Annotated in this window: 7 protein-coding genes; 2 read left to right on the top strand and 5 right to left on the bottom strand. The window is 67.9% G+C overall.

Annotation, left to right across the window (positions count from 1 at the left end; translation table 11 throughout):
* Window positions 1–437: 437 nt before the first annotated feature.
* Genes QSK00_RS04825 through QSK00_RS04835 form a run of 3 tightly spaced genes read right to left on the bottom strand, consistent with a single transcriptional unit; the run spans window position 438 to window position 8,076 of the window.
* Window positions 438–1,853 carry a PDDEXK family nuclease gene (locus QSK00_RS04825; RefSeq protein ID WP_285588137.1) on the bottom strand — a complete coding sequence of 472 codons (1,416 nt, stop codon included), beginning with the start codon at window positions 1,851–1,853 and terminating at the stop codon, window positions 438–440.
* Entirely contained in the window at window positions 1,850–5,059 is a 3,210-nt protein-coding gene (locus tag QSK00_RS04830; RefSeq protein WP_285588139.1) for a UvrD-helicase domain-containing protein, read from the bottom strand. Before QSK00_RS04830 ends, QSK00_RS04825 begins: the two co-directional genes overlap by 4 nt.
* On the bottom strand, window positions 5,056–8,076 hold the full coding sequence (locus QSK00_RS04835) for a PD-(D/E)XK nuclease family protein (RefSeq protein WP_285588142.1): 3,021 nt from the start codon (window positions 8,074–8,076) through the stop codon (window positions 5,056–5,058). The genes QSK00_RS04830 and QSK00_RS04835 overlap by 4 nt, the downstream gene beginning before the upstream one ends.
* Window positions 8,077–8,342: 266 nt before the next feature.
* Between QSK00_RS04835 and QSK00_RS04840 the strand changes: the two genes are divergently transcribed.
* Window positions 8,343–8,798 (top strand): hypothetical protein, encoded by a 456-nt coding sequence (locus QSK00_RS04840; RefSeq protein ID WP_285588145.1) that lies wholly within the window; start codon window positions 8,343–8,345, stop codon window positions 8,796–8,798.
* Here QSK00_RS04840 and QSK00_RS04845 read toward each other — a convergent pair.
* Window positions 8,780–11,095 (bottom strand): GmrSD restriction endonuclease domain-containing protein, encoded by a 2,316-nt coding sequence (locus QSK00_RS04845; protein WP_285588148.1) that lies wholly within the window; start codon window positions 11,093–11,095, stop codon window positions 8,780–8,782. The genes QSK00_RS04840 and QSK00_RS04845 overlap by 19 nt on opposite strands.
* 278 nt (window positions 11,096–11,373) lie before the next feature.
* Here QSK00_RS04845 and QSK00_RS04850 point away from each other — a divergent pair, with 278 nt between their 5' ends.
* Window positions 11,374–12,279 carry an HNH endonuclease gene (locus QSK00_RS04850; RefSeq protein WP_285588151.1) on the top strand — a complete coding sequence of 302 codons (906 nt, stop codon included), beginning with the start codon at window positions 11,374–11,376 and terminating at the stop codon, window positions 12,277–12,279.
* Between the two features lie 119 nt (window positions 12,280–12,398).
* Here the strand turns inward: QSK00_RS04850 and QSK00_RS04855 are convergent, their stop codons facing one another.
* Window positions 12,399–12,800 carry a hypothetical protein gene (locus QSK00_RS04855; protein WP_285588154.1) on the bottom strand — a complete coding sequence of 134 codons (402 nt, stop codon included), beginning with the start codon at window positions 12,798–12,800 and terminating at the stop codon, window positions 12,399–12,401.
* Between the last annotated feature and the right edge of the window lie 7 nt (window positions 12,801–12,807).

The raw sequence follows: 12,807 nt of genomic DNA on the forward strand, positions 1-12,807 counted from the left end.
CCAGTCTTTCTTCTGCAATCTCTGCAGTAGTTGGTACTGGTACGCCCCCTGCTGCGCACAGACGTCTTTCCAGACTTGAGCGAAAGGTTCCCGTTCAAGCTGAACCTTCATGCCATCGGCCCATATCTTCCACGTGGCGTCAGTGATCCATCCTTTCTCGCGAAGCTCGCACTCGTCCTCACAGAGGCGAATATACGATCGAACGGCCTTCTCGTCACGAGTGCGAAGCTTATAGTCAGCTTCGAGCCTGAGGGCTGCGAGTGACATGGAGTCCATGAGGGACCAATATCGTTGCACGTAGAACGCCTCGAAGGATCGGAGTCTCTGGCGTTGTGCGGCGCGGATCGATAGCGCAGCGAGTACAACTCCAACCGCAGTGACGACTGCCGAGATATTCTGAATCATGACCTTTGCTTCTTGCAGAGTCTAGTTTCGGTTTATTGCAACGCGTCGGCAATTTTGCTGAGTGTTCGACCATCGGCGACTTGGAACCAGTTGGGACCCCAGACCTTGTCGGCGTCAACGCCGAGACTCTGCCGAAGGATTTCGCGCGCAAGCTCCTTCATGTCCCAAGTCTGCTCGTCGAAGGCCCAGACCACCTGCGCGTCAGCGTCCTGGCGCCACGTCGCGATGCCACGCTTCGGTTCGCTGGCCAGCCAGGCGCGGATCCCGTCGACGTCTTGCTTAATAGGCGGCACAACAATGGTGAGTGCCTGACCTTCGGAGGGCTCGTCCGCGGCCAGGAGACGATCGATAATCGGCGCGCGGCGTTCCCTATAAGAGTATAAGCCGAGTCTTTGCGCGATATCGACCAGTGTCTTGCCTTGGAGCTCGTCCCATTGCTCGGGGTTCGCGTCCGTCGGGTAGGACGGGTCCGCAAGGACAAACCATGCTGGGCCCTGGATCGCTCCCTTGCTCCTGGTGGCCTGGCCGAGAACCTCGTTCGCGAGGCCGGTTGGGGTGTAGTCCTCGCCACGCCAACGGATGGCTTTCGGTGCCTCCCCGGTCCAAAGCGCAGAGCGACGCGCGTTGTCGTCGTCCAGCCAAGCCTCAAGCGTCTCTCGAGTCTCGGCCACCATTCCGTGGGGGACGATTCGTAGCTCTGTTCCCGCGGGAATAAATCCGGACTCAACGAGGAGCTGCACGATGTTCTTGCTGCGCGCTCGTTGTTCGATGCGCTTGCCGACCTCGCCGGCCTTCACCCGTTCTGGACCGAGGGTAAATTCTTCCACCTCAGGGACGGGGTAGATGGTGGAGAAGTCCGCCACCAGCTGATCGGCCACCCGCCACAATGAGACCTGGACCAGCGAGATGTCCAGGCTCATCTCAGAAAGCCAAACGACTGACGAGGTAACCTGCTTCGGGAATGACGACGCGATGAGGACCAGGCGCGGGCGCTTGAGAACGTCGGGATCGAGATCGTCACCGACGTGATCGAGGATCCGCGATCGTGCCTCATCCACCGCGACCGTCGTCTTGAGCCTGCGGGTCAAGAAAACGGCGTTGGCCTGCGCAAGGGTCTCAAGGGTAAAGCGCGAGACCAGGGAGGCGTAGGTGATGGCTTGCAGATGGATGTCGCGGGCGGCGACGCCTCGTTTGAGCTCGACGACGACAAGCCGTCCGGCCCCGTCGATCCCGAGGACGTCGAGGCGGTCGCGGGCCGGCACGCCATCGCTCTCGGCGGCCCAGTGGTTGTATTCAGAGGCGATCACCATGACGTCTTCGCCGAGGACCGACGGGTTGTCGATCACCCACTCCTGGAGGTGGTCGCGCTCCTTCAACTTCGCGTCGGGGAGGCTCGTGGCCTCCGCCGGGCGGGCCTGCTCGTCGTCGACGATGAACAGCTGACTCATCGGGCCCCTTCTTCTCCGATGGGCGACGTCTGCCGGGCTACCGCGCCACCGGGGCGCGGGAAGAGCAAGAACGACCTGACGACGGTCTCACCGGCCGCGTTGGACAACGCCCGCTCGTACACGTGAAGCTGCCGTTCGTAGGCCACAAGCGTCTCCGGGGTGACAGACGAGTCGGTCTTGAAATCCACGATGACGAGGCCGTCGTCGTCGCGGTAGAGAAGGTCGATGTAGCCCTCGACGAGCTTGCCGTCGACCATCGTGCCGACGTAGGTCTCGCGCCAGTGCGGCCGGAGCGCGGCGCGCTGCACCACCTCCGAGCCGAGTGCTGACTGCACCGCTGCTTCGACGTCGTCGACCGCGTCCACGACGCCCTCAGCGAGCGCCTGCGACTCGGCGAGATCGCGGAGGCCGTCTCCGGTGGCGAGGTCGATCGTCTGCAGGACGGCGTGGACCGCTCGACCGAAGGCTTCGCCGTAGCGACCCTTCCGCCAGGGCGGGAGTTCGAGGTCGACCGGGTCCTTCGCCAGGCCCGGCGGGAACGACGGCAACGACACTTCACGGTGGGCGATCGCCGTCGCCGACACGGCTTCGCGCGCCGCCGACCGATTCACCGCGAGCGTGTGCGCCGAGCTCCACGATTCCCACGGCGGCGGCTCGGGCCGAGCCGGCTCGGCCTCCGGGAACCACCGCGACGGTCCGGGCGTCGAGAACGTCGAGGACGGGACCTCGAAGGCCGCCCGAGCCAGCACCTCGGAGGAGACGCAGGCCGGGTCCTCCTTGCCGGGCGGCGTCTCCTTACGGTGCAACGACACGGCTAGGCGCGACTCGGCCCGCGTGCACGCGACGTACAGCAGGCGAAGGCGCTCGCCGTGCTCGATCGCCTTCTCGACGACGTCGACGTCCGCGTAGCCCGTCGTGCGCAGCTTGGCCGACAGCGCCACCTCGACACCTCGCGACGACGGCCACAGCACCGTCGGCCGACTCTGATAGCCAGGCGACCACAGCCCGCCCACGATGACGAATGGGAACTGCAGGCCCTTCGAGGCATGGATTGTGGTGATCCGGACGGTGCGGGTGTCAGTCTCGGGTAGGACGGTTTCGGTGACGCGCACCGAGTCGTCCGCCTGCCGCGCCGCCCACGCCAGGTACTCCCGCAACGATCCGCGCTCCGCCTCGGACCACGCGCGAGCCTGGTCGACGACGAAGCGGAGCCGGCGCCACACCTCCCGGTACCGCGGCGAGTCGGCCGCGACCTCCAGCACCCGGCGCTGCTCCAGCACCAGGTCCAGCAGCTCCGCCGGCGCAAGTCGCGAGCGGGCCCGCGACCAGTCCCGCAGCTGATCGAGCGCCGATCCGACCGGCTCGGACCCGGCACGCGGCGCGAAGAGGTTCCACGACTCGCCGTCCTGACGCCACCGCCACAGCTCGACGTCCGAGCAGCCGAAGAGCGAGCTGCGAAGTGTGGCGACAACGGCCAACTCGTCGGTGGGGTCGTCGACCGCCCGCAGGCAGGTCATGAGCTCCCGCACCTCGGCGGCCGAGTAGACGATCGACGCAGCCTCGGTGCGGTACGGGATGCCGGCCTCGTCGAGCTCCGACTCAATTGCGAAGATCGCGTTGCGGGTCGGCAGGAGGATGGTGATGTCGTCGGGACGAAGCGGCCGCTCGATCCAACCGGCACTGCGGTCGGCGACGCGCCACCCCTCGCGCAATGCCGTCACGATCAACCCGGCGATGTCGCGGGCCTCGGCTTGACGAAGGTCGTCGACGGTTGTCTCGCGGCCACCAGGATGCGCCACTGACCCCAGCACCGTCACCGAGCCGCACCCGTCGCTGCGATTCGGTCCGACGTCCAGCGCCCGGTACTCCGGCTGCACCCCCGGCTCATCGACGATCAGCCGGCCGAAGACCGCGTTGATCCAGTCGAGGACGGCGGGGGAGGACCGGAAGTTGGTCGTCAGCGCGACGGTCTCGCCGAGGCGCTGCGCCTCCAGGTAGATCGCGATGTCGGCCCGGCGGAAACGATAGATCGACTGCTTGCCGTCGCCTACGAAGAAGAGCGCGCCCGCGGGCACGGCGACGTCGGGCCACGGCCCCTCCGCTGTCTCGCCGCCGGCGATGCGCACGGCGAGCTCGACCTGGATGGGGTCGGTGTCCTGGGCCTCGTCGAGCAGCAGGCGCTGGTAGCGGTCCTGCAGGACTCGACGCGCCGACGACGACCGCCGCACCAGCCGCCGGGCCAGCACCAGCAGGTCGTGGAAGCGGAGGCGGCCCTCGCACACCCGGTTCTCCGCTGCCGTCAGGACCTCGCGGGCGAGCCGCGGCAGCAGGCAGCGCACCACCTGGTCCATGACGCTGGCCTGCTCGGTCCTGCCGTCGTCGCTCAGCGACTTCAGCTCGGACCGGACGGACGCCACCTGCCCACCCCACGCGGGCGCCTTCCCGACGTTGCCGCCGGGCGCGGGAATCTCGTCGATCAGGTCGAGCAGCTGGGCCTCGTCGTCCGTCGCCTCGGCCTGCCGCACCCAATCCTCGAGGAGCGGGAAGCGTGCCAGCAACCTGTCCGAGGGATCGGTGCACTCCCGACGGCGTTCGAGCAGGGCGCGCGCTCGCGCCAGGTAGGCGCCGATATTCACGTGGGGCCGCGGCGGCGGTTCAGCGTCGGCGAGACGTTCCTCGACGAGGTCCCAGTTCGCCTCGAGTTCCATGACGAGCTCGCGGAGATGGTCGAGCTTCATGTCAGCCGCTAGGCCGAGCCGGATCAGGGGCGCGGTCTCGTCGTCGTCGAGCAGCTCGATCTGGAGCTGCCGCCACCAGCGGTCGGCGGCAACCTGCGATCCGACGTCGTCGAGTACGTCGACCAACGGCGGCAGCCGGACTTCGAGCGGGTGCTCGGACAGGATGCGCCGCGCGAACGAGTGCAACGTCCCGATCGCGGCGCCGTCCAGTTCGCGGCACGCGTCGTCGAGCCCGGCCTCTTCCAACGACTCCCGCAGCCGGTCGCGCAATTCGGCGGCTGCCTTCTCGGTGAAGGTGACCGCCGCGATGTGGCGCAGCGGCACGCCCGACTCGACCAGCCGCACGATCCGGTCGACCAGCACCGTGGTCTTGCCCGATCCTGCGCCGGCGTCGACGAAGAGCGTCGAGTCGAGGTCGTTACGGATCCGGTCGCGGACGTCGTCGTCAGGAAGCACGGCCGTCGTCATGAACCCTCCCCGAGCATGACCCGCAACTGCTCAGCACCGGACTGCTTGCGGCCCCAGACCTCGCGGACGTGTTCGGTGCTCAATCCATCCGGCGCGCACCAGGCGCAACCCCAGAAGGACGACTTCGGTGGTCGGGCGAGGAAGACGCCATCACGGATGCTGTCGACGATCACGCGGAGGACACGTCGGGTCTCGTCGAGGACGTCGTCGGTCACGTCGTAGCCGACCGGTGTGAACCCACCCTTCAGACTCGTGAACCAGTACTCCGAGTGCACCGGGCCCTCGCCGTACTGCTCGCGTGCCGCCAGGGCGTAGACCGGGAGCTGGAGACGCTGACCGTGGTCGGTCGGGTCCTCGGGTGTGATCGTCTTGTAGGAGTCGGCGCGGCCCGTCTTGTAGTCGGTCACGGCCAACCCGCCATCCCGACGACGATCGACGCGGTCGATCTTGCCGCGCAGCCTCAGCTCCCGGCCATCTCCCAGCGCGATGCCGATGGCGGGGGTGGCCCCCTCGCCGAAGGCGTACTCGGCCCCGATGGGGACAGCCTCGTCGAGACGAAGCCGGCGCTCATCGTCCTTCGTCAGCCAGGTGGTGAGGTCGCGCATCAGCGTCCGCTGGTCCTGCTCCCACAGCAGCCGTGCGCCCGTCACACCCCGCTCGACGACCTCCGCGAACGCGGACTCGGCGAGCGCCTCGATGCGGTCGGCGGCTCGCGGCGGCCACGGCTCGCCGGGGCCGGGTGCCCAGCCTTCATCGAGGGCAGCGTTGACCAGCTTGTCCCAGACGTCATGCAGCACGAACCCACGTTCCATCGCGGAGATCTGCACGACCTCCTCGGGCTCCTCCACCGGACCCACGCCGAGCAGGCGGAACTGGAAGTAGGCGTGCGGGCAGCGCACCCATTCCTCGAGCGCCGTAGGGGAGAGGCGGTCGCTGGCGGTCGGGTCGGGCACATCCTCGCCCACGAGGTTGCCGTCGTAGAGCGTGAACTGATCCGAGGCCCGTCCCCGACGAAGGCGGTGGGCACGCGCGATGGTCTCGTCGCCCTCGAGCGTCCCGGCGACCGCCGCGACCTGCCGCCATTCCTGCGCTGAAGCGGGCGTGTGAGCGGCGAGCAGGGCGGCGGGATACGACGACGACGACTCCAACCGACGCCCGATCTCGCGCCACTTCGTGGCCTGCAGGCCGCGGTCGCGACCGAGCACGCGCAGCGTCGGCAATAGCCAGCGGCTCGGGACCCGCTCGCCGCCTCGGCGAAGGTCCCCTCGGGGGAAGCTCATCGTGCGGCCTTCCCGTGGCGCTGCCGCCAGGGCTGCGAGGACGTGTCGGTGCTGGCGGGCGGTCCGCTCGCGGGTGGTGGGAAGGGCTCCATTCGTGCGTTCGCGAGCACGGTCCGGCAGTAGCGGGTCGTCCGCGGTGCGCGGCGGAAGAAGGCCTTCGGCGGCACCGAGGATGTAGACACGGTCGACGTCGTCGCCGACGCCTTCCGACACCGGGCCGACGTGGACGCCGATGCCGATCGTCCCGACGCGGTCGAGGACGGCGTCGAGCTCCAGCTCCAGAAGCTCGACCACCCGCCGTCGGGACGGTGGGGTCGTGCCGGTCGCGGCGGCGGTCAACGTCGCGTCGACGCGACGGGCCGCCGTGGCGTCCTCGGGAGGAAGGTCGTCGGCCAGGAGCTCGAGGAGGCGCCGAACGGCCGAGGTGGCGTCGGCCCACGTTGTGGCGGCATCGATGGCAGCGAGGCTGGATTGGAGACCCTCGACGAAGGCACGGAGGTCGTCGGCGGTCTCGGAGTCACGCTCGTGGCGAGCGATGAGCCAGTCGCGAGCGCCTTCCCGTTGCCGCTCGTTGGCGGCTTTGGCGCGTGTGTGGCGCGCGAACGTCTCGAGCCGCGACCATGCCGCGCCACGAGTGACACCGGCCGCGCGAGACACACGCTCCCATGCGCTGCTCGGGGCGTGCCGGTCGCCGTGGCGCACCGGTCCTCCCGCAACGACAGCGAGAACCTCGGTGCGGGCGAAGTCGTGCTCCGGCAGCGCAAGAAGGCGCATGACGGTGCGGCCGTAGGCGGACTCGACGGCGGGGCGGATGCCGCGACCGAAGAACGTGATGTCAGCGCGCGCGAGATGTTCGTGGAGGAGCCGGGCGTAGGGGTCGGAGCTCGCGTGTAGAACCGCGATGCGGTGACCCTTGTGAGTCGCGAGGTCGTCAACGACGCGACGGACGACGGCGCGGACCTCGTCATCAGGGTCGGAGGCGTGCAGGACACGCGCAGCGGTGGGGACTGCCTCGCCGTCGGGATGGACGTCGTGACCGAGGGCTCGCGCGACCGCGAGGGGTCCGGCATCCGCGTCGTCGTGGCCGGTGATGCCAAGCAGGATGCGGAGGTCGACCGTGGTGCTCAGAGCCTCGAGGAGCGCGACCTCGGGTGGGTCGAGGTCCTGGGGGAGTAACACGACCACCGGTTCGTCGCCGCCACCATGCTCAGCGGCTCGGCGTAGGAGATCGGTCTCGTCGTAGGTGCTCGTCCGGAGGTCTGCTTCGAGCGCGCGATGGACGGCGACCGTCGCTGCGACGACCTCGTCGTCGCCGAGTGCATCGAGCACGTCGTCCCTGTATGGCTTGAGCGTGCGGTGGGCGTCAGCGAGGGCGCGCACCGTGCCGATGTGGTCAGCGACTGGTTCGAAGGGGCCGGGGTCGTTTGTCAGTCGGCGCCGCACCGCGTCAGCGAGCGCTGGCCCTGTGAGTGGCCGCCGACCCTCGGCAAGCAGCGCCCGGGCGGAACGCGTCTCTGCTACCCGCCTCAAGGTCATGATCGAGATCGCGGCGATGCCCGCCGGGTGCTCGTGGTCACCTCGGGCGAGGGCTCGTCGGGCTGCGACACCGATGCGCTCAGACGGCACGACGACCGTGACGAGCTGCAGCGGGTCCCCGGCCTTGGCCTCGTGGACGGCCCGCCGCAGGGCGTTGTAGGCCGCCGCGCCGTAGGGCGTGGTGGTGACGGTGGTCGGCATCGGATCTCCCCCCGACGGGTGATGCTGGTGATCGCGGGGATCAAACAAAAGCGCTCTGCGGTCAGATCACGACATCGGGCGATGGACGGCTCCTCGTGGGGGACGTCCGGGTCGGGGTGCCGCTCGTCGATGCTCTTCGCTGTCGCGACTTTCAATCCTGAGGCCGGTCCCGCACGGCCGGCGGGGGCCATGCCGCGCGGAAGATCCACCCGAACAGGCCAACGGCGCACGGATACGTGGGCAGGAGTGGTTCCGATAGCTCCTTCGTGACCCTCACCTTGGAGCGCCGAGTCGACACGTTGCTGCGTGAGATCGACGCGGGTCGTCGGCCTGCGTCTCACGAGGTGAGCGCGGTGTGCGCCGAGATCGCCGCAATCCCGCGTGGCACAACCACGATGCCGGTGTGGAAGTGGCGTGAGCTCGACGAAGCCCGGCGCGAGCTACAGCGAACGCGAGCCGAGCGGGCCATGCCACCTATCACGTCCGCGTTGCCCCCGAACCCGCTCGAGCTTGAGGCGGATCAGATGCGGCGCCGATCAGGGCGTTACGCCGCCGGCGTCGCGCGTGGTCTGCCTGCACCCCAGCGCGCCATCCACGACCTGCTCGCCGGCTTCCGCACCCGCCGCTCCGCACTCGATGCGGGGCAGCGTCTCCTCAACGATGCCGCTGTGCGCGAACTGACCCAGGCCCTCATCAATCGGGGCTACGCCGCGCCAGAGTAGCCAAAGTCGTCGAGGCGGGCCCGTGCCACCTTGCGCTCCGAGTCCGTGAAGAGGTCGGCAAAGCGAGGATCAAGTACGAGCGTCTCCGGGGTGAGGTCGAGTCGCTGGTTCTCCCATAGCTTGACGAAGCCGTCGCTGGGTCCCGGCGACGTCAGCAGGCGCTGAGTTGCTCCAAGGGCTCCATGCTGAGAGATCGTCAGCCTGAAGTAGCGAGGGTTGTAACGAAGCTCCCTCATGCAGCGGTCGAGCAGTGCCTGTATGGCCCCACCGAATTCGTCCTCAAGGGATGTCTCTGACTCGGGTTCGAGGGTTCGATCAGGCTCGGTCTCGACTGCTGGCTCTGCTCCAGCGTTCCCGTGCGCAGTCCCTTCGTCGGTGCGATCTCCGCCTGCCAGCTCACCGCGCCGGCGAACGTGAGCGAGCAAGGCGTCGACGGACGTGAAGACCTCGTAGCCGAGCTCTGAGAGCCTGGCAAGATCGGCCTCCTCGGGATCGAGCTCGAGGACGACAGGATTCCCGAGCCCCGCCTGCAGGCCTTCCGACCAGAAGGCTTCCGCGACGGCGAGGGTGCGGCCGGTGCCGGGGTCGGGGATCTCGCAATCGACGGCTGGGACCGCGAAACCTCGATCGGCGAAGTCGTCGAGAAGTGCCTTGATCTGCGCGGAGCGTGGGCTATTCTCGTCCTCGTCGACGAGGCCCATCGCGTACAGGGGAGGCGACGGCCAGGCCGCCGTGCCGGCCGCCAGCTCTCCGAGGAACCGGTCCGCTTCCTCGGCGAGGAGCGAACGGCGAGCGGCGAGGAACTCGCGATAGCGGTCGACCCGCCACAGAGCCCGGTCTTCCGGGATCCACTGTGCGCGGAGGCCGTCGGGCGAGCACTCTGGGAGGTGGTCCTCCGGAAGGCGCGTTCCAAGCCTGCGCGCGGAGTCCTGCGTCACGAAGGCAAAGTTGGCGATCGCGTTGATCTCGCCGGTGCTGTATCCGGCGGCCCGGAGCTCCGCACGCGGGAAGATTTCCTGAACGTGAAGGGAGGTGGTCCGCCCTGCGAAGGGCGCGCCTACGAGCAAGTCGAGCCCGGACACGCTGCGTGTCAGAAGGTAGAGCAGTGGATACGAGCGTGCGCCCCGTCCGACGCCCTCAAAGTCCTCAGCGCGAACCGCGAGTGAGCCCTTGTGCAACTTCCGGAGCGACTCGAGGAGGCCGTCGACCCCCTCGCGGTCCGCAATCTGAAGGTCTTTATTGAGATTCGTCTCCACGGAACCCGTGAATCGACTCCGGATGGCAGCCTGCACGTACCAGGCCATTGCCTTATTCGCCTCGATGCCGTCATGGAAGCGTCCGTTCTCGCGTTGGCTAAGAATGCGGGCGAGAACCGGAAAGGCGTAGCGGCCGAACAGCACACGATCGTGGTCGATCCCGAGGCGCTCGACGGCGACGCCGAGGAGATGCTCAATGTGCTCGCGGGTGCCCTTGAGTGCCTGCTCGAACTGCTCTGCTGAGACGTCCTCCAGGTTGGAGAACTGCGATCGCCCCACAGCTACGGCCGTGACGCTGCGCAGGAGCCAGTCAAGGTTGAAGATGTAGTCGCGTTTGGCCCACTCGTCGAGGTAATGCCGCATCCACGGCCGCGCCTGGTCCCACTCGGAGCAGATCCGCGCGAGGGCAAGATCGCCCTTCGAGAGCTTCGTCCCGCCCGAGTTAACGCGGTTGAAGATGTCGACGACGACGTCGATCGTCTTATCCGGCCCGGTGATCTGCTCGATATGAAAGTCGCGGTTGAGGACGTTGTGCAGGCGAGCGACTCGGCCCATGTAGTCCGATAGCTGCTGCGGGTCGGTTGTCACGGCCATGAGTCGGCCGATTGATGGTGCCGTGCCCTCGAGGAAAAGCTTGGTGACGTCGAGCCAGCGGGCGTCGTTCTTCATCTTCATGGGCGCGTAGAAGGCGAAATCCTCGGTCTCTACGTTGAAGTGCAGGCCGGTGAAGGCGCTGGCATCGCCGTCGAAAAAGCCTGGCGCGCGGCCGCGAATGACGCCGTACAGGGTGGTCACCCGCTGCTGACCATCGAGCAGCAGATGACGCTGACCGCCGACCTGCGCCAACACCCCGCCACCGCGGGTCTGGTCGGCGCTGACCTCGGTCTCCCACACGAGCAGCGCGCCGACCGGGAACTCCCGGTACACCGACTTCATGAGCCCGCGCACCTGGTCCCGGTTCCAGACGTACCCGCGCTGAAACTCGGGCAAGAGCATCACCCCGGCGTCGACCTGGTCCAGCACCGTCGACAGCTTCGTCACGCCGTACCCCCTCGGTGGATCTCGCCCGCGATGCTGCCTGATCGATCGCGAGGGGTCAGGCATGGGGTCACTCCTTCGAGTGCCGACCGAACGAGGGCTGTCACGACTTCACGACGATCCGGCTGGCACGGGTCTGGCCGAACTTGTCGACGAAGTGCTCAGGGCGCGTTGGAGTCAAGCAAGGAGGTGGCGCAGCAGTGAGACGCTCTGTCTCCTCGGCGACTTTGTCGCCGACGGGTGAGCCCGCTCAGGCCGACGAGGTGGCACCATGCCGGCTCGTGGCGTTCCTCGACGAGCTGGCGGCTCGCGAAGCGGCGATGCGTTGGCTCGACGAGCGGACGATGCTCGCGACACAGACGGTGTCTCAGCCTGACGTCGCGAACTTCCCGTTCCAGGGCGAGGACGTTGCTCTCCTGCTTCGCCAGCAGGGCATCTGCAAGCCGCGGCAACTGGGCGCCGCGCTGTCGATTCGGACCACCTGGACTGCGCCCGGGCAGAAGCCGCCGTACGAGGACGTCGAGGGTCCGGATGGTCTGATCCGGTATGCGTACCGCGGTGAGGACCCGCAGCATGCCGAGAACCGAGCTCTTCGTCGGGCCTTCGAACAGCAGCTTCCTTTGGTGTGGTTCGTGGCGGTGGCGCCGGCGGTCTACCTCGCTCGCTACCCCATCTACATCGTGGCGGACGAGCCCGAGCAGCTCCGGGTGGCCATCGCCATCAGTGAGGACCAGCGCTTCCTCGGCATCCCGGGGCTCGAGGAGGTCGACCGCCGGCGGACGGTGCAGCGGCTCACGAAGCTACGGTTGCATCAGCCCGTCTTCCGCGCGCAGGTGCTCGGCGCCTACGAGCGATCCTGTGCCATGTGCAGGCTGAAGCATGTAGAGCTGCTCGACGCTGCACACATCATCCCCGACGGCAAGGAACGCGGAACGCCGATTGTCCCCAACGGGCTGTCCCTGTGTTCCATCCACCATCGGGCTTTCGACGCCAACGTCCTCGGCATCCGCCCCGACCTCAAGGTCGAGGTGCGGCGAGACATCCTGGACGAGATCGATGGTCCGATGCTGAAGCACGGCCTGCAGGCGATGTCGGGGGTGCCGCTCACGTTGCCCAAGCGTGTCGCTCAGCATCCGGACCGCGCACGAGTTGAAGAGCGCTATGAGGAGTTCCGCGCCGCGGGCTGAGCTCGGGCGCTGGCTCGACGGTCCCGGCGATCGTCGATGGCTGAAGGCCCGCTCTGTCGGCAGATTGGCCGGATCGGGCCCTCGGGGACGTGTGCGCCCTCCCGCCTGCCTGGCATCGATCAGGAGGCGTCGCTGCCTGTCCTCGTTCCAGCGACCGCTACCCGCATCGGTACGCCGCTGAGGGCACGAGGTCGCGGAATGTCGCCTGTGAGCCCATTGACGATGACGAGCCCATCGACAGCTGGATGCTCCGCGTACCGCCGAAGCCGCGCGGTCACGGCACCGTCGATGCCACCGAGAGCGGGTACTACCCCGAGCGACGCCTCTACCCGCGGGAACGGCTCCGCGACCAGCAGGGGCAATGAGTCCCCGCCACCCAGCGCGTAGTCGCGCACGATCACCAACCCCGCGCCGGCCAACACCACGGCGAGCGCCGCCACGAGCGCACTGCTGTCGAGGTGGGGGAGCGCCGCGCTCTCGATGATCTCGACCACGCGTTGGGTCAGCAGCTCGGCGTGCACGTCCACC

This window comes from Actinomycetospora sp. NBRC 106378 (assembly GCF_030269685.1).
Lineage (GTDB): Bacteria > Actinomycetota > Actinomycetes > Mycobacteriales > Pseudonocardiaceae > Actinomycetospora.